General features: G+C 64.0%; 17 protein-coding genes and 1 rRNA gene. 4 read left to right on the top strand and 14 right to left on the bottom strand.

The annotated features are described in order from the left end of the window. Positions 1 to 16 precede the first annotated feature (16 nt). The 7 genes from hscB to QCE62_RS09115 all read right to left on the bottom strand — a co-directional run bounded on the left by hscB (position 17) and on the right by QCE62_RS09115 (position 5,302). Complete coding sequence (gene hscB / locus QCE62_RS09085) at positions 17 to 547, bottom strand: Fe-S protein assembly co-chaperone HscB (RefSeq protein WP_309916799.1); 531 nt, start codon at positions 545 to 547, stop codon at positions 17 to 19. Between the two features lie 83 nt (positions 548 to 630). Beyond that, positions 631 to 954, bottom strand: coding sequence for an iron-sulfur cluster assembly protein IscA (gene iscA / locus QCE62_RS09090; RefSeq protein ID WP_309808632.1), 324 nt, complete (start codon positions 952 to 954; stop codon positions 631 to 633). Between the two features lie 81 nt (positions 955 to 1,035). Beyond that, on the bottom strand, positions 1,036 to 1,464 hold the full coding sequence (gene iscU / locus QCE62_RS09095) for a Fe-S cluster assembly scaffold IscU (protein ID WP_309901630.1): 429 nt from the start codon (positions 1,462 to 1,464) through the stop codon (positions 1,036 to 1,038). Positions 1,465 to 1,509: 45 nt separating this feature from the next. Then, a complete protein-coding gene (locus QCE62_RS09100; RefSeq protein ID WP_309916802.1) occupies positions 1,510 to 2,733 on the bottom strand; it encodes an IscS subfamily cysteine desulfurase in 1,224 nt (407 codons plus the stop codon). Positions 2,734 to 2,821: 88 nt separating this feature from the next. Next, positions 2,822 to 3,349, bottom strand: a complete 528-nt coding sequence (iscR, locus tag QCE62_RS09105) for a Fe-S cluster assembly transcriptional regulator IscR (protein ID WP_309916804.1) — start codon at positions 3,347 to 3,349, stop codon at positions 2,822 to 2,824. Between the two features lie 129 nt (positions 3,350 to 3,478). Next, entirely contained in the window at positions 3,479 to 3,961 is a 483-nt protein-coding gene (locus tag QCE62_RS09110; RefSeq protein WP_309916807.1) for a low molecular weight protein-tyrosine-phosphatase, read from the bottom strand. A gap of 120 nt (positions 3,962 to 4,081) precedes the next feature. Continuing rightward, positions 4,082 to 5,302, bottom strand: coding sequence for a patatin-like phospholipase family protein (locus QCE62_RS09115; RefSeq protein WP_309916809.1), 1,221 nt, complete (start codon positions 5,300 to 5,302; stop codon positions 4,082 to 4,084). A gap of 325 nt (positions 5,303 to 5,627) precedes the next feature. On the opposite strand from QCE62_RS09115, the gene QCE62_RS09120 reads away from it, so the two are divergent. Next, positions 5,628 to 6,473 carry a 23S rRNA (adenine(2030)-N(6))-methyltransferase RlmJ gene (locus tag QCE62_RS09120; RefSeq protein ID WP_309916812.1) on the top strand — a complete coding sequence of 282 codons (846 nt, stop codon included), beginning with the start codon at positions 5,628 to 5,630 and terminating at the stop codon, positions 6,471 to 6,473. A gap of 20 nt (positions 6,474 to 6,493) precedes the next feature. On the opposite strand, the gene QCE62_RS09125 is transcribed toward QCE62_RS09120, so the two are convergent. Beyond that, positions 6,494 to 6,865, bottom strand: a complete 372-nt coding sequence (locus QCE62_RS09125) for a hypothetical protein (RefSeq protein ID WP_309916814.1) — start codon at positions 6,863 to 6,865, stop codon at positions 6,494 to 6,496. Positions 6,866 to 6,987: 122 nt separating this feature from the next. Between QCE62_RS09125 and QCE62_RS09130 the strand changes: the two genes are divergently transcribed. After that, positions 6,988 to 7,386 carry a DUF305 domain-containing protein gene (locus tag QCE62_RS09130; RefSeq protein WP_309916816.1) on the top strand — a complete coding sequence of 133 codons (399 nt, stop codon included), beginning with the start codon at positions 6,988 to 6,990 and terminating at the stop codon, positions 7,384 to 7,386. 101 nt (positions 7,387 to 7,487) lie between these two features. On the opposite strand, the gene QCE62_RS09135 is transcribed toward QCE62_RS09130, so the two are convergent. Together QCE62_RS09135 and cueR are read right to left on the bottom strand one after the other, a co-directional pair. Next, positions 7,488 to 7,634: a DUF3563 family protein gene (locus QCE62_RS09135; RefSeq protein ID WP_309808650.1), complete on the bottom strand. Its 147-nt coding sequence runs from the start codon at positions 7,632 to 7,634 to the stop codon at positions 7,488 to 7,490. Positions 7,635 to 7,864: 230 nt separating this feature from the next. Further along, on the bottom strand, positions 7,865 to 8,251 hold the full coding sequence (gene cueR / locus QCE62_RS09140; protein ID WP_309916818.1) for a Cu(I)-responsive transcriptional regulator: 387 nt from the start codon (positions 8,249 to 8,251) through the stop codon (positions 7,865 to 7,867). Between the two features lie 99 nt (positions 8,252 to 8,350). Here cueR and QCE62_RS09145 point away from each other — a divergent pair, with 99 nt between their 5' ends. Together QCE62_RS09145 and QCE62_RS09150 are read left to right on the top strand one after the other, a co-directional pair. Then, positions 8,351 to 8,557, top strand: a complete 207-nt coding sequence (locus tag QCE62_RS09145; protein ID WP_309916821.1) for a cation transporter — start codon at positions 8,351 to 8,353, stop codon at positions 8,555 to 8,557. Continuing rightward, positions 8,554 to 9,492 (top strand): SDR family oxidoreductase, encoded by a 939-nt coding sequence (locus QCE62_RS09150; RefSeq protein WP_309916823.1) that lies wholly within the window; start codon positions 8,554 to 8,556, stop codon positions 9,490 to 9,492. The genes QCE62_RS09145 and QCE62_RS09150 overlap by 4 nt, the downstream gene beginning before the upstream one ends. Here the strand turns inward: QCE62_RS09150 and QCE62_RS09155 are convergent. From QCE62_RS09155 to rrf, 4 genes are all read right to left on the bottom strand, one after another. Continuing rightward, positions 9,486 to 12,890 (bottom strand): error-prone DNA polymerase, encoded by a 3,405-nt coding sequence (locus tag QCE62_RS09155; protein ID WP_309919751.1) that lies wholly within the window; start codon positions 12,888 to 12,890, stop codon positions 9,486 to 9,488. The two genes, QCE62_RS09150 and QCE62_RS09155, sit on opposite strands and share 7 nt — an antisense overlap. A 106-nt stretch (positions 12,891 to 12,996) precedes the next feature. After that, a complete protein-coding gene (locus QCE62_RS09160) occupies positions 12,997 to 14,571 on the bottom strand; it encodes a DNA polymerase Y family protein (protein WP_309916825.1) in 1,575 nt (524 codons plus the stop codon). Continuing rightward, the gene (imuA, locus tag QCE62_RS09165) at positions 14,519 to 15,379 is read right to left on the bottom strand and encodes a translesion DNA synthesis-associated protein ImuA (RefSeq protein WP_309808659.1); all 861 of its coding nucleotides are present in this window, start codon (positions 15,377 to 15,379) and stop codon (positions 14,519 to 14,521) included. Before imuA ends, QCE62_RS09160 begins: the two co-directional genes overlap by 53 nt. Positions 15,380 to 15,631: 252 nt before the next feature. Continuing rightward, positions 15,632 to 15,744, bottom strand: a 5S ribosomal RNA gene (gene rrf, locus QCE62_RS09170). Positions 15,745 to 15,758: the final 14 nt, after the last annotated feature.

Raw genomic sequence — 15,758 nt, forward strand, 5'->3', positions numbered from 1 at the left:
GACGGCGAGCGCGTCTTTACGCGTGCTCCAGCCGTTCGATTTGCGTGCCGATTTCCTGCGCCACGCGCTCGATGAACATCAGTTGCCGCACAGCCTCGCTCGCGGCCTGGTCGGACTGGCTGTCGAGCAGCGCGGCGAGCTTCGTGAAGCGCACGCGTTCCTCGTCGCGCAGTTCGTCGAGCAGCGCTTCGAGCGCGCCGACGTTCTTCGCGCCGGCCGCATCCTCGATATTTTCGCGCCATTCCATCTGCTGCATCAGGAACGCGGGCTCCATGGCCGTGTTGTTCTCCGCGCCGACGTCGATGCCGCGCAGCGACAGCATGTAGCGCGCGCGCTTCAGCGGATCGCGCAGCGTCTGGTACGCCTCGTTCGCGCGCGTGGCCCATTGCATCGCGAGGCGTCGCTGGGCGTCGCCGGCCGCGGCGAAGCGGTCGGGATGCACCTGCGCCTGGACGGTGCGATAGGCGTCGTCGAGGGTCTGCTGCTCGATGGCGAAGGTCTGCGGCAGGTCGAAAAGCGCGAAGTGGGTGTCGTTGAGCGAAGCCATGACGATGATGAGGTTTCAGGTTGCGCGAATGAAAAAGGCGGCCCGCGCCGCCTCTTTTGCCGTTGCTGCCGGCGCCCTGCGTGTCACACGCGGAACGATTCGCCGCAGCCGCACTCGTCCTTCGCGTTCGGGTTGTTGAAGCGGAAGCCTTCGTTCAGCCCTTCGCGCGCAAAGTCCAGTTCGGTGCCGTCGAGATACGGCAGGCTCTTCGGGTCGATCACGATCTTGACGCCCGCCGTTTCGAACACGGTGTCTTCCGGCGCGAGTTCATCGACGTATTCGAGCTTGTACGCCAGACCGGAACAGCCCGTGGTGCGCACGCCCAGACGCAGGCCGACGCCCTTGCCGCGCCGCGTCAGGTACTTCTGCACGTGTTGTACCGCCTTGTCCGTCAACGTGATTGCCATGATCTTTCGCTTCTCGTCGCTTTAACCGACCTTCGTCGTTCAAACGGACGTCATGCTCATGCATGGCGCCCGCGTCGAACCTTACGCCGCGTGCTGCTTCGCCTCGCCAGCTTCCGCTGCCGGAGCCGCGCTGCCGTGACGCTGCTTGTAATCCGCCACGGCCGCCTTGATCGCGTCTTCAGCGAGAATCGAGCAGTGAATCTTCACCGGCGGCAGCGCCAGTTCTTCGGCGATCTGCGTGTTCTTGATGCTCATCGCTTCGTCGAGCGTCTTGCCCTTCACCCATTCGGTGACGAGCGAGCTCGATGCAATCGCCGAGCCGCAGCCGTAGGTCTTGAACTTCGCGTCCTCGATCACGCCGTCCGCGCCGACGCGGATCTGCAGCTTCATCACGTCGCCGCAGGCCGGCGCGCCGACCATGCCGGTGCCGACCGTGTCGTCGTCCTTCGAGAACGAACCGACGTTGCGCGGATTTTCGTAGTGGTCAAGGACCTTGTCGCTATAAGCCATTTTCAATCTCTCCTGTATTCGGTGTCGCGTGCGCTCAGTGCATGCTCAATGAGCGGCCCACTGGATGCTCGAGATGTCGATGCCGTCCTTGTGCATTTCCCAGAGCGGCGACAGGTCGCGCAGTTTGGCAATCTTGTTCTTCAGCAGGTTGATGACGTAGTCGACGTCCTGCTCGGTGGTGAAACGGCCCACCGTGAAACGGATGGAGCTGTGTGCGAGTTCGTCGTTGCGGCCGAGCGCGCGCAGCACATACGAAGGCTCCAGCGACGCCGACGTGCACGCCGAACCCGACGACACCGCGACGTCCTTCACTGCCATGATCAGCGACTCGCCTTCGACGAAGTTGAAGCTGATGTTGAGGTTGTGCGGCACACGCTGTTCCATGTCGCCGTTCACATACACTTCTTCCATGTCCTGCAGGCCTTTCAGCAGACGGTCGCGCAGCATGCGGATGCGCTCGTTTTCCGTGGCCATCTCTTCACGCGCGATGCGGAACGCCTCGCCCATGCCGACGATCTGATGCGTCGCGAGCGTGCCCGAGCGCATGCCGCGCTCGTGACCGCCGCCGTGCATCTGCGCTTCGATGCGCACGCGCGGCTTGCGACGCACATACAGGGCGCCGATGCCCTTCGGACCATAGGTCTTGTGCGCCGAGAACGACATCAGGTCGACCTTCAGCTTCTGCAGGTCGATTTCGATCTTGCCGGTGGCCTGCGCCGCGTCGACGTGAAAAATGATGCCCTTCTCGCGCGTGATCTCGCCGATCGCCGCGATATCCTGGATCACGCCGATCTCGTTGTTCACGTTCATCACGGAAACGAGGATCGTGTCCGGGCGAATGGCCGCCTTGAACTTTTCGAGGTCGATGAGACCGTCGTCCTTCACGTCCAGGTACGTGACTTCGTAGCCTTCGCGCTCCAGCTCACGCGTGGTGTCCAGCACGGCCTTGTGCTCGGTCTTCACGGTGATGAGGTGCTTGCCCTTGCTCTTGTAGAAATGCGCCGCGCCCTTGATGGCGAGGTTGTCCGATTCCGTCGCACCCGAGGTCCAGATGATCTCGCGCGGATCGCAGTTGACGAGCGCCGCGACGTTCTCGCGCGCTTCCTCGACTGCACGCTCCGCATCCCAGCCGTACTGGTGGCTGCGCGAGGCCGGATTGCCGAACTGCTCGCGAAGATACGGGATCATCTTGTCCACCACGCGCGGGTCGACGGGGGTCGTCGCGCTGTAATCCATGTAGATGGGCAGGTGGGGAATATCGTTGTTCATCAGTCGCTCCGGGAAAATCGGTCAAAGCTCCGGCTGGGACGCGCCTTGCATCATCACGCGCACGGCTCGTGCCGCGCGGCGGCGCAGGTCATCCGGCCAGATTGAAAATGGAATTCGGACCCTTGGGCACCACCCGCGTGGCCTCGACGCCGGACGAATCCGTGCGGCGATCGCGCAGCACCGACGCCGAACCCTCACGCGCACGCTGCTGGTCGACCAGATCCTTCAACGAAACGGAATCCAGATACTCGACCATCTTCTGATTCAGCGTTGCCCACAGCTCGTGCGTCATGCAATGGCCATCGTGCTGCTTGGTGCCTTCGCACGCGCCCTTGCCGCCGCATTGAGTGGCGTCGATGGGCTCGTCGACGGCGATGATGATGTCCGCCACCGTGACGTTTTCCGCGCGGCGCGCAAGGTTGTAGCCGCCGCCCGGCCCGCGGACCGATTCGACGATCTCATGGCGCCGCAGCTTGCCGAAGAGCTGCTCGAGATAGGAAAGCGAGATGCGCTGGCGCTGACTGATGCCTGCCAGCGTCACCGGGCCCTGCTCCTGGCGCAACGCCAGGTCGATCATCGCCGTAACGGCGAAACGGCCTTTCGTGGTGAGTCTCATAATGGGGAGCTAACGCTAATACTCGATGATTTTCGTCAAGTATAAATATCCCACAGTTTTAGTCAAGTATCCCGGGCGAGATAAGTAGTTTTTTAATTCCCGTTCCGATTGATGGATTGCTGCCGAAAGTTACGCGGAAAGTTGGGCCTGCAGTGCTCTCAGCAAGCCCTCGCAGGCGTCCTCGCATTGATCGAGCACGGTCTCGAAACCCGCCTCGCCGCCGAAATAAGGATCGACCACGACACGACTGTCCTTGCGCGTGCCGAAGTCCATCAGCAGGCGAATCTTGTCGCGATGCTCGGGCGGACAGATGGCCATGAGTGCGGCGACGTTGGCGTCGTCCATGGCGACGAGCAGGTCGAAGCGCGCGAAATCCGCGGCGCCGATCTGCCGCCCGCGCAGCATCGAGAGGTCGTAGCCGCGCTTCTTCGCGGCCTTCTGGGCGCGCGAATCCGGGGCGTCGCCGATCTGCCAGTCACCGGTTCCGGCCGAATCGATCACGATATGGCCGGCCAGGTTCGCGCGCTCGACGAGATGCCGCATCACCCCTTCCGCACTGGGCGAGCGGCAGATATTGCCGAGACAGACGAAGCAGACCGAGATCGGAGTCATTCGGAGTCGAGGAAACGTGATGGCGGTGGTGTCAGCAGGACGCCGCCCGAAGCGCTCCGGATTATACAAAGAGGGAGAATTTTCCGCTCAGGACGGCCTCCCGGGCTGCGCGTGACCCGTTCAAGGCTCGTCGCGATGGATATCGTGGGTGGCGAAACGCGCTTCTCCGTTCGGCATCTCGAGCCAGTCGCGGTGGGCGAGCGTGCGGCGGATGTCGGACAGGCCGCTTTCCCAATGTTCCTGCATCGTCGACAGCCCGAACTGATAGTCCTTGAAGTGGCCCTCGTACTCCTTCTGGCGGTAGATGAGGTGGATGATGTTGTAGCGCTTCGAGCACGCGAGTTCCTCCGCGCGCCGGCACCATTCGTCGTTCTTGCGAATCTCCTCGGGCACCAGGTCGAGCACGTGCTGCAACACGTTGCGGGCGCGCTGGGAGCGCTGCATCTGGTCGGTCACGAGACGCGTGCGGCTGGAATACTGCACGTCCTTCACGCGCCCCATCACGTCGACGATACTGTCCGGCACCGGACCGCGCGCGCTCCATAGATCGACCTGGAAAGCGAGCGTGTCACGGCGCGGCGTGGCCATGGCCACTTCGTAGAGCGGCGTGTTCGACATGAGTCCGCCGTCCCAGTAAAACTGCCCGTCGATCTCGACGGCAGCGAAGCCCGGCGGCAAGGCCCCGGACGCGATGAAATGCTCGGCGCGCAGGCGGATCTGCGTGTTGTCGAAATAGGCGAAGTTGCCGGTCGCGACGTTCACCGCGCCGACCGACACGCGCGTCTCGCCTGAATTGATGCGGTCGAAGTCGCACAGGCGCTCCAGGGTGGCCTTGAGCGGTGTGGTGTCGTAATAGCTGGCGGTTTGCGGCGAACCGGAGGCAATGGGCGACGGCGGCGGAAAGCGTGGAATGAAGAAGCCCTTCTGCCCTTCCACGAGCGCGCCGAACGCCTGCCAGGCGGTAAACGCCTTGCGGATTTCGTCGGCGGAGTCGAACAGCGCCCTTTCGACGAGACCCGGCAGCGGGAAGCCGAACGCCGGCTGGCAGATGGTTTCCCAGAACTCGAGCAGCCGAGTCACGCGCTGTTCCGGCGCGTTTCCGGCGATGATCGCCGTGTTCAGCGCACCGATTGAAATGCCGGCGATCCAGTTCGGATGAATCCCTGTTTCGTGCAGGCCCTGGTAGACGCCGGCCTGATAGGCGCCGAGCGCGCCTCCGCCCTGCAGCATCAGCGCGACCGTCTCGTAGGGCGGCAAGGCGATGGCCGGCGCCGCGCTTTCCGCAGCCTGCTGCCTGACATTTCCCCGTGACACTGCATTCTGATTTTCGATTTCCGACATTCCGCGTACGCCTCCTCGTTGCATGGAACCGTCATGACGCACGCTGGTTGTACGGCGCGCGTGAGTGAACGACATCGAAGCAATGACACCATTCATCGGCGCCGCCATCAAGCTGGCCGATCGGCCTAGGACAATTCGTGCAGGTTCGCGACCCTGCCCATTCGGCCGACTGTCACGACGCGGCACGCCGGGTTATTGTGCATGAAGGCCGTGACGCACTGACGCAACCCGGGCTCCGGCGCGGCCGGTGGTCTCGGCTAGAATGAACGCCCTTTTTCGGGCTCCGTTTCATTGTTGCCTTTCATGCCTTCGCGGGCCTTTCGTCATGCTCAGTTACCGTCACGCCTTCCACGCGGGCAATCACGCCGATGTCCTGAAACACGCCATCGTCATCCAGATGCTTCAGTACCTTGGGCAGAAGGACAAATCGTACTGGTACATCGACACGCATGCAGGCGCCGGCGTCTACGCCCTCACCGAGGGCTTCGCCGCGAAGAACGCCGAGTTCGAGACGGGTATCGGCAAGCTGTGGGAGCGGGATGATCTGCCGCCGTTGCTGGCCGACTATGTCGCGGAGGTCAAGGCGCTGAATCCCGACGGCGCGATGCGTTTCTATCCCGGCTCGCCCTATCTCGCCTGGCGCACCATGCGCGAGCAGGACCGCATGCGTCTGTTCGAGCTGCACAGCACGGAGATCGACGTGCTGCGCCACAATTTCCGCGACGCAGGCCGGCGCGCAATGATCTATGCCGGCGACGGCTTCGACGGCATCAAGGCGCTCCTTCCGCCACCGCCGCGGCGTGCACTCGTGCTGATCGATCCGTCGTACGAGGACAAGCGCGACTACGCACGTACGCTGGAATGTCTTCAGGAAGGTCTGAAACGGTTCGCAACGGGAACCTATGCAGTCTGGTATCCGCTCGTGACGCGCGTGGAATCACAACGGTTCGCGGACCAGCTGAAGGCCATTCGGCCGAATGGCTGGCTGCACGCCAGCCTCACCGTCAGAAAGCCGCCTGCGGACGGGCTGGGCCTGTTCGGCAGCGGCATGTTCGTGTTGAACCCGCCGTACACGCTCGCACGCGACCTGAAGGAAGCATTGCCTCGCCTGGTCGAGCTGCTTGGCGAAGACAGTGGCGCTTCGTTCAAGCTTGAACATCGCGGCGATTGACGCCGTCTGCGTGCAAGTCCTTATGGATGAGGCGCAACTGGCGCGCGGCTGCGTCCTCCGCGTCCTGGTTGAGTGGGCACGCTGCTCTGGCCGGCGCCCGGATACTCGACATAAGGCGAAACGACGATCGGCGGCTGGGCCTCCTGCGGCGGCCCCTGCAAGGTCTGCATCGGCACCATGCCGGGACCGCCGAGCGCCCCGCTTTGCAGCACCGTGCCGCTCGCGCCGCTGTGAATCCCGGTTTGCGTATCGAGCACTAGCGGTTCGCCTCCGGCCTTTGCTTGCACCGGGCTGAACCAGCACAAGCCCGCAGCGAACGCGGCGGGGGCGGCCAGTGCGGCACAAGCGCGCACCGTGCGCATCAGAAGGAATGCCGGACGCGGGGTCGTCATGGAATGGCGCATCGCTCGCTCTTTATGTAGACGAAATCGCTTTACATTACCGCGGTGGCAAGCTTTAGGCTAGGCGCCGTTGCCCGAAACAGCACCCGAATGGCCCTTCTCCAGGAGAAACGATGAAATCAACAAAAATCGCGCTTGCCGTTCTCAGCGCCTGCCTGAGCGCAGGCGCAATGGCTCAGGATGCGCCGGCCGCGAGCGACGCCATGCCCGGCATGAACATGGAGCAGCACACGCCGAAACCGACCGACGTCTCGTCCACCGCCGCCTATCAGGCCGCGGACCAGAAGATGATGTCGGGGATGTCGGGCATCGAGTACACGGGCGATCCGGACCGCGATTTCGTCGCGCACATGATTCCGCATCACTTGGGCGCGGTGGAGATGGCGAAGGTGGAGCTGAAATACGGCAAGGACGCGAAGCTGCGCAAGCTGGCGAAGGACATCATTGCCGCGCAGGACAAGGAGATTGCGTTCATGAAGCAATGGCTGGAGCAGCATCCGCGCAAGCAGTAACGCGTGTACGGCCTGGACTTGCGTCACCCGGCGACTTGCGTCCGCGCCGGCCAAAAACAAAAGCCCCGCGATGCGGGGCTTTTTGCTTTCACGACTGACGCTTACGCGTTGTAGCCGTTGGATTCCAGCGAGCGGATACGCTGTTCGAGCTGGACGATATCCGTCGATTCCGACAGATACGCTTCGCGACGACGCTGCTCAGCGGCTTCAAACCAGATGCTCAATTTTTCGATGATGTACGCAACCATGATGTGCTCCAAGGTATCTAGACGATCCCTGGCGGCTGGGTCAGGGATTACCCGTTAGGGAATACCCGGATTATAAGGAAGTTTTGTGGCGCTGTGTTAGGAAATGCTTGAATACTGTGCATTCTGTTTCGGAATGGTGCGGAGTTGGATGGCCTTCAAACTGCTGTTTTTTATGAAGATTCCAGCTTTCAGCCATCCACCGGCCGTTATGAAGGCACAATTATGGTGCATTACTGCGCCAGCTTGTCCAAAATCGGGCAATCCGGCCGTTCATCGCCGTGACAGTGGTTGGCAAGGTGAGCCAGCGTTTCGCGCATCTCGGTCAGCTCGGCAATGCGCCGGTCGAGTTCCGCGACATGCTCCATCGCAATCGATTTCACTTCCGCGCTCGCGCGCGTCCGGTCGTGCCACAAGGCCAGCAGCCTGCGAATGTCCTCGACCAGAAATCCCAGCCGGCGCGCCTGCCGCACGAAGCGCAACGCATGCACTTCCTGCGCGCCGTAGACGCGATACCCCGACGACGTCCGCCCCACCGGATTAAGCAATCCGACGCTCTCGTAGTAGCGGATCATCTTGGCTGTCACGCCTGAGGCGCGGGCCGCTTCGCCGATGTTCATCGAGTGCTCCCTGGAAAAAAGTCACTTTGACTCTACACCTTCCCACGATGGCAAGGTATACGATGTACTTCATCGAGCTCTTTGACGAGGAAAACCGCAATGACCGAATTCGAAGTTCAAGGCATGAGCTGCCAGCACTGCGTGGGCGCTGTGACGCGCTCCATCAAGGAAATCGATCCGCAAGCACAAGTGCGCGTGGATCTGGAACGTGGCCGCGTCGCGGTCGAATCGGAGCAATCGGCCGATGCGCTGAAAGACGCCATCGATGAGGCCGGCTATACGGTGGTCAGCGTCGCTTCGGCATGAGCGGCGACCAGGCTTTCACCGTCGCGCTGATCGGCGCGTCAGGCTTGCTCGGACGAGCAGTCGCCGCCGAACTGGCGCGCGCGGACAGTGCCAGAACATGGCGCGTCGTCCCCACTGCGCGCAGCCGCGCCGGTGTGCATGATGTCCGGCTCGATCTGCTCGACCACGACGCCGTCCGCGCTTTCCTGAAAGACCTGAAGCCGGATGCGATCGTCGTCGCGGCAGCCGAGCGGCGGCCGGACGTGTGCGAAAACGATCCCGCGCTGGCCCGCGCCCTGAACGTGGACGCATTGCGCGAGATCGCCCGCGAGGCGCGCGCGACCGGCGCATGGGTACTGTCGATCTCGACCGATTACGTGTTCGACGGCACCTCGCCGCCCTATCGTCCCGACGACGCTCCCGCGCCACTCAACGCCTACGGGCACAGCAAGCTGGATGGCGAGCGCGCGCTGCTCGAATGCGATCCGGCGTCCTGCGTGCTGCGCCTGCCGCTGCTTTACGGGCCCTGCACCGACTGGAACGAATCCGCGGTGACGAGCCTGACGCCCGCTATCGTCGCATCGGCCGATGCCGCGCACCCCGGCGCGCCGATGGACGCCTGGGCGACGCGCTATCCGACCTTCACGCCCGACGTCGCCGTGGTGATCCGCGGCATGCTCGAACATCATGCGCGCGGCGGGACGATTTCCGGCATCACGCACTGGTCCGGCGACGAGCCCATGACGAAGTTCGACATCGCCGGACACATTGCGCGGACCTTGAAGCTGGACGCGCGGCTCATCGCGCAGCACGCCCCGACCGACGCGACGCCGCGTCCGCGCGACTGCCATCTCGAGTCCGCCCGGCTGGAAGAGTTGGGTATCGGCAGGCGCACGCCGTTCAATCATGCGATCGCCGGCCTGCTTGCCAACTATCCGGACCTTCCAGATCAGTGAAAATCGCGGCTCGGCGCGGCAAGGCGGCCGAGCAGCGCGCTATGGTCTTCGAGCCGCTGCGCCACCAGGTGCCGCACGTCGCCGTCCTTTTGCCAGACGCCGTGCACGCCAAGCAAGGACGCGCCCAGCAGCACCTTGCGCTGCTTCTCGACGAGCCCCGGCCACACGATCACGTTGATCGAGCCGCTTTCATCCTCGATCGACACGAAGATCGTGCCGTTCGCCGTGCCCGGCCGTTGCCGCACGGTCACGATGCCGCACGCCCGCACGAAGCGCCCGTTGGCGGTCTTCTCCAGCTCGGCTGCGCTCTTGAAGCGCATGCGCGCGAGCCTGTCGCGCAGCAGCGCCAGCGGATGACGATTGAGCGTCAGCCCGAGACTCGCGTAATCGTCGACGATCTCGCGCCCCTCCGACGCTTCCGGCAACGCGAGCGGCATTTCGCTCATCGGCGCGTCGCGCAGCAGTTCCGGCGCGCGCTGCTGCGCGGTGACCGCCCACCACGCCTGACGCCGATGCCCCGCGATGCTCGCCAGCGCATTGCCGGCCGCCAGCGCTTCGAGCTCGCGGCGGGAGAGCGCCGCGCGGCGCGTGAGGTCGTCGACATCGGCGAACGGCGCCTGCGCCCGCGCGGCCATGATCCGTTCGGCCGCCGCCTGCGACATGCCCTTGATCTGCTGCAAGCCGATCCGCACGCCCGGCCCCGTCGCGCCGTACTGCCGTGACGGCAGCTTAACGCGCGCGGCCAGCCGGCGCGCTCCGCGCCGCATCGTCTTGCGAAAGATCTGATCCGACGATGCCGCTCCATAGAACTGCTGGCGGCGCTGCTCCTTGCCGGCATCGAAGACGAGACGCTCGCCGTTGCCCGAACGCGCCTCCAGCACCGACTCCCAGTCACTCAGCGAGACATCGGGCGGGAACACGTTCACGCCGTGACGCTGCGCATCCTGCACGAGCTGCGACGGCGAATAGAAACCAAGCGGCTGACTGTTCAGCAAACCCGCCAGGAACGCCGCGGGCTCGTAACGCTTGATCCATGCGCTCAGGTAGACGAGCAGCGCGAAACTCGCCGAATGGCTTTCCGGAAAGCCATATTCGCCAAAGCCCTCGATCTGCTTGCACACGCGCGCAGCGAAATCGTGCTCATAGCCGCGCGCCAGCATTTTCGTCATCAGATCAGCCTGATATTTCTCGAGATGACTGCCGCGCCGCCAGGCTGCCATGGCGCGCCGCAACTGATCGGCTTGTTCGGCGGTGTAGCCGGCAGCGACCATCGCGAGCTTCATCACCTGCTCCTGGAAAATCGGCACGCCGAGCGTGCGTCCAAGAACCGGCCGCAACTCCTCTTTCGGATATTCCTCTTCTTCGAGTCCCTGCTTGCGACGCAGATACGGATGCACCATGCCGCCCTGGATGGGTCCGGGCCGCACGATCGCCACCTCGATCACGAGGTCGTAGTATTTGTTCGGCCGCAGGCGCGGCAACATGCTCTGCTGGGCGCGCGATTCGATCTGGAACACGCCGACGGTATCCGCCCGGCAGCACATCTCGTAGACCGCCTTGTCCTCGCGGCGAATGTGGTGGACGCCAAAATCCGGAATGCCCCGGCGCAATGCGACGAATTCCAGCGCGCGACGGATCGCCGACAGCATGCCGAGCGCGAGCACGTCGACTTTCAGGAGTTTCAGCTGGTCGATGTCGTCCTTGTCCCACTGGATCACGCAACGGTCCTTCATCGCGGCGTTTTCGATCGGCACGAGCCGCGACAAGCGTTCCCGCGCAATCACGAAGCCGCCGACGTGCTGCGACAAATGCCGCGGAAAGCCGCGCAACTCGCGCGTGAGCCGGATCAGATGCTTGGTCACATGGGAGTCGTCGCTGAAGCCGGCCTCGCGCAGATAGCCCGCCACCGCCGACGGTCCGTCCCACCACTGCTGCGACTTGCCGATCCGCTCGATCAGCGACGCATCCAGCCCGAGCGCCCGGCCGACGTCCTTGAGCGCGCTGCGCGTGTGATACGTGATGACCGACGCTGCCAGCGACGCGCGATGCCGCCCGTACTTCCGGTAGATGTACTGGATCACTTCCTCGCGGCGCTGATGCTCGAAATCGACGTCGATGTCCGGCGGCTCGTTGCGCGCCTGCGAAATGAAACGTTCGATCAGCAGCCCCATGCGGACCGGATCGAGCTCGGTGATGAACAGGCAAAAACAGATGATCGAATTCGCCGCCGAGCCGCGTCCCTGGCACAGGATCTTCTGGCTGCGCGCGAACGAGACGATGTCATAGACCGTCAGGAAATACTTTTCGTACTTCAGCGCCGCGACAAGCGCGAGTTCCTTGTCGATCAGTCCGATGGTGTCGGCATCCAGTCCGTCTGGCCAGCGCACGCGCGCGCCTTCCATCACGCGCTTGCGCAGATAGCTGGCGGGCGTTTCGTCGCGCGGCACGAGTTCTTCGGGATATTCGTATTGCAGTTCGTCGAGACTGAAAGTACAGCGCGCGGCCAGCCTGAGCGTTTCCCGGATCGCCGCCGCCGGATACAGCGCCCCGATGCGCAGCCGCGTGCGCAGGTGCCGTTCCGCGTTCGCTTCGAGCGCATAGCCGCATTGCGCGAGCGGACGGCCGAGGCGGATGGCGGTCAGCGTGTCCTGCAAGGGCTTGCGCGAGCGCGCGTGCATCAGCGCGCCGCTGGCCGCGACGAGCGGCAAGCCGCTCGCTTCGGCAATCACGCGCGACGCGGCGAGACGTTCGTCATCGCTGCCGTCCTGCCAGAGCTCCAGGGCAAGCCACGCGCGCCCGGCGGCGAAACCGGCCAGCCAGTGCGCGCGATCGAGCGTTTCGGCGAGCGTCGCCGAACGCTGCGGCACCAAGATCAGCAGGCAGTCGTGCAGATGCTTCAGATGGGCGATGTCGCCGCGCAAGTCGGTGGCGTCGAGCGCACTCGACGATGCCGCCGGATTCGTGAAATCCTCCGGGCCGAGTCGATAGCGCCCCTTCGGCGATCGCGAGCGCGCCAGCGCTATCAGTTCGGACAGGTTGCCGTAACCGGCCCGATTCGTCGCCAGTGCAATCAGGGTGCAGAAAGGACTGCCATCGGCATCCGTCAGATGCAGTTCACTGCCGATGATCAGCTTCAGGTGCTGCCTTTTCGGCGGCGGCTCGCCGGCCTCGCTGGCGGCTTTCGCGGCCGCCTCCGCTTGCGTTTCGATGTCCTTGATCGCCGCATGCGCGCGCACGACGCCCGCGAGCGAGCATTCGTCGGTGATCGCGAGCGCGGTGTAGCCATGTTCGAGCGCGGCGGCAGCCAGTTCCTGCGGATGCGATGCGCCGCGCAGAAACGAAAAGTTGCTCAGGCAATGCAGCTCCGCATAGTCGGGCAACAACGCGGAAGCGGACATCGAACCGAGGAAGGTGCGCTTTTCGTTGCCTGCGCCCTCGCCTTCGTCGCCCTTGTCGCCTTCCTCCAGGCCGATGATGTCGTTCAGATCGTCGTCCATCCCGGCATCATCCGAAAAAACCGTGCAGGAACCAGAAGCCCGTCAGGCGCTCGCGATACACCCAGAACATGCGGCCTTGATCGTCCCCGGCGACGTAGTAATCGCGCTGCACACCGTTGCCGTCCCACCAGCCCGCCTCGATACGCTCCGTTCGGCTGATCAGCTTCAGCGGCCGCCGGTAAAACGGCCGCTCGTTGCGCAACATCAGCTTTTGCGGGGTGTCGAGGATCCACGCCGGACGCGGCTGCGACGGCACCGCGCGATCCGGCAGTTCGAGAGCGGCGTCGATGGGGGTTTCGGCTTCTGTGTCGGCTTCTTTCTCGACCGGCGCGGTCTTTTCAGTTTGCTTCTTCTTGCGCTTCGGCTTCGCTTCACTCGCCGGCTTGTACGCCTCGACCGTCATCGCCGCCTCCGGACGATGATCGTCATGTTCGACCAGCTGCACCACGTTCTCCGCGCCCAGCCGCGCGCTCAGACGCTCGAGCAGCTGCGCCAGCGAATCGCTCTCGGAACCGGGCAGCGGGAACAGCGTGTCGGGCGGCGGCGCATGCTCGCTGACCTTGTCGGCCAGCAGCTTCATTTCGATCACCGGCGCGGCCAGCGTCGTCTGATTGAGCTTTTCGCGCAGCAACCAGAGGATGTGTTCGGCATCGCGTGTCGGCACGGCCCACGCCACCTTGAAGGTGGATGTCTTCGGCGCATGACGCGCGGCCAGTTCATGTTCGAGCAGCAACGAAAACTCGCTGACCGCCGCGTGATGCGCGCTCAGCCAGCCGGCCAGTTGCAGCACGAGACGACGCGCCGCGAACAGCAAGGCATCGGCGCTTTCCACGCGCGCCTGCAACTCGAGCCGCGCCTCGAACGATGCCGGCGCGCAGAACGCCTCGCGTGGATCGGGCGCCTGCCCGTATGCCTGCGCGAGCCATTGCAGGATGCCCGGCCCGAAGCGGCGCGCGACGCCCTTGCGCGGCAACTGGCGCAAATCGGCGAGTGTCGCGCAGCCGATCTGCTCGAACACGTCGCCATGTGAATGCGCCGACGGCACCAGCGATACGGGCAAGGTGTCGAGCACCTGCACGAGCGTCGTTTCCTTCACGATGCGCACGCGCCGCGCCACCCGCCGCGTGCGGGCGTGCGCGAGCAGCCACGCGCCCCAGGCAGTCGGCGCGCAGCCCATGCGCGAGGTGAAGCCGCAGCCCTTGATCGTCGCCGCGGCCTTCGAAAGCAAGGCGCGCAATCCGCCGAAGAGACGCATGCTCGCGCCGACTTCCAGCAAGACGGTGTTCGCGTGCGCCAGCACGACCTTGGGCGTGAACGCGAGCAGCGCCAGCGCCACGGCTTCGAGGGCGCGCTGCTCGGCGTTGAGATCGACGGCGAGCAGCGTCAGGCGCGGCGCGAGTGCGAACGCGTGCGAGCGCGTGCTGCCGGGACGCACGCCGAGCCGGAACGCGACGAGATCGGGCATCAGGATGCGGGCGTGATCGGCGAGCGCGAAGCAGGACTGCTCGGGATCGTCGAGACTGCCGGCATCATTCGCCGATGCCGCTCCAGGCGAGATCGGGCTGGCCAATGCTGAGGGCATCGATGGCGGCCTGACTGCTTCGAGCGATAAAAGCGGCAATGTCACCGCTATCCACAACATGTTTGACCTCTCGTGCTTTCCTGCTGAGATGCGCGCGGCGAATGTGTTCGGGCAGCGCGGGCAACTGCAGTGGCAAGCTCAATTGCAACGGTTTGCCCAGTAACGGACCTCGCCGCTTGATGATGTCGATTTCCAGCATGACGGCCTGCATCCACTCGCGGCGGTTCATGGTCTGAGCGTGCGCGGGAAGGCGCGGCTTGCAGACCATGCGCAACGGCGCCGCCGACGATTGCCGGGCTGCCTTGAGCGGCCGGAACAGAAACGCCAGCGACTGCGCTTCCTGAGCGGCGACCTGCAAGCGCCGCAGCGCCTCGGGACGCACTTGCGGCAGCCAGACCAACACGGCGCCAATGCCTTCCTGCTTCAACGATTGCTCCGCGGCCCACAGCGTGTGCTCTTCCGGCGCCTTGACCCAGACGAGCTTGTTCACGGCGATGTTCATTGCCTTGAGGGCAGCGAAGTTGGGCGTCCAGGGAGGCGCGACGAAGATGACCGACCGGCCTTTGCCGACCGTCAACTCGCGGAGCGTGCGCGCAAGCAGCCTGATTTCCCCGACGCCACTCTCTTCGATCAGCAGTTCGGTGACCATGCCCGGCATCCAGCCGGTGCCGGGCAAGAGCAGATCGAGCATCCGATAGCCGCTCGAAACGACGTTCGATTCGGGATCGTTGATCGGACTGCCCTGCCAGAGCTGACGCTGCAGATGCGATGTCAGCCCGATATCGAGCAATGAAAGTGCGGCACCCATGAGCTTTCCCCGTCCGCAAATGCTCGGATCTGCCCAAGGCTTGAGCATCCGATGGCCTGTGGTTTTACTGTATATTTATACAGTATTTGTTGCGGAAAGGTAAACGGCAAGAGGCGTGCGGAAAGCGCGCTGAGGGGAGGAAAAAGTGGGGATGAGGGTGGGCAGCGCTGAGGTGCGGGCGGGTCAAATGTGCGCCCTGAAACGCAAAAACCCCACCTTTGTGGGGTGGGGTTTTTGTTTGGAGCATGAGGAGCCTGACGATTACCTACTTTCACACGGGGATCCGCACTATCATCGGCGTGGAGTCGTTTCACGGTCCTGTTCGGGATGGGAAGGGGTGGTACCGACTCGCTATGGTCATCAGGCATGACTTGTTGTT

The organism is Caballeronia sp. LZ033, assembly GCF_031451265.1.
Taxonomy (GTDB): Bacteria; Pseudomonadota; Gammaproteobacteria; order Burkholderiales; family Burkholderiaceae; genus Caballeronia.

What these genes read in the sequence shown, in the direction of transcription:
- QCE62_RS09110 (WP_309916807.1), bottom strand. Translation starts at nt 3,961, where the DNA reads ATGACTCCGATCTCGGTCTGCTTCGTCTGTCTCGGCAATATCTGCCGC.
- QCE62_RS09100 (WP_309916802.1), bottom strand. Translation starts at nt 2,733, where the DNA reads ATGAACAACGATATTCCCCACCTGCCCATCTACATGGATTACAGCGCG.
- cueR (WP_309916818.1), bottom strand. Translation starts at nt 8,251, where the DNA reads ATGAACATCGGCGAAGCGGCCCGCGCCTCAGGCGTGACAGCCAAGATG.
- QCE62_RS09130 (WP_309916816.1), top strand. Translation starts at nt 6,988, where the DNA reads ATGAAATCAACAAAAATCGCGCTTGCCGTTCTCAGCGCCTGCCTGAGC.
- QCE62_RS09145 (WP_309916821.1), top strand. Translation starts at nt 8,351, where the DNA reads ATGACCGAATTCGAAGTTCAAGGCATGAGCTGCCAGCACTGCGTGGGC.
- QCE62_RS09155 (WP_309919751.1), bottom strand. Translation starts at nt 12,890, where the DNA reads ATGTCCGCTTCCGCGTTGTTGCCCGACTATGCGGAGCTGCATTGCCTG.
- QCE62_RS09150 (WP_309916823.1), top strand. Translation starts at nt 8,554, where the DNA reads ATGAGCGGCGACCAGGCTTTCACCGTCGCGCTGATCGGCGCGTCAGGC.
- QCE62_RS09115 (WP_309916809.1), bottom strand. Translation starts at nt 5,302, where the DNA reads ATGTCGGAAATCGAAAATCAGAATGCAGTGTCACGGGGAAATGTCAGG.
- hscB (WP_309916799.1), bottom strand. Translation starts at nt 547, where the DNA reads ATGGCTTCGCTCAACGACACCCACTTCGCGCTTTTCGACCTGCCGCAG.
- QCE62_RS09135 (WP_309808650.1), bottom strand. Translation starts at nt 7,634, where the DNA reads ATGGTTGCGTACATCATCGAAAAATTGAGCATCTGGTTTGAAGCCGCT.
- iscU (WP_309901630.1), bottom strand. Translation starts at nt 1,464, where the DNA reads ATGGCTTATAGCGACAAGGTCCTTGACCACTACGAAAATCCGCGCAAC.
- QCE62_RS09160 (WP_309916825.1), bottom strand. Translation starts at nt 14,571, where the DNA reads ATGCCCTCAGCATTGGCCAGCCCGATCTCGCCTGGAGCGGCATCGGCG.
- QCE62_RS09125 (WP_309916814.1), bottom strand. Translation starts at nt 6,865, where the DNA reads ATGACGACCCCGCGTCCGGCATTCCTTCTGATGCGCACGGTGCGCGCT.
- iscR (WP_309916804.1), bottom strand. Translation starts at nt 3,349, where the DNA reads ATGAGACTCACCACGAAAGGCCGTTTCGCCGTTACGGCGATGATCGAC.
- iscA (WP_309808632.1), bottom strand. Translation starts at nt 954, where the DNA reads ATGGCAATCACGTTGACGGACAAGGCGGTACAACACGTGCAGAAGTAC.
- QCE62_RS09120 (WP_309916812.1), top strand. Translation starts at nt 5,628, where the DNA reads ATGCTCAGTTACCGTCACGCCTTCCACGCGGGCAATCACGCCGATGTC.
- imuA (WP_309808659.1), bottom strand. Translation starts at nt 15,379, where the DNA reads ATGGGTGCCGCACTTTCATTGCTCGATATCGGGCTGACATCGCATCTG.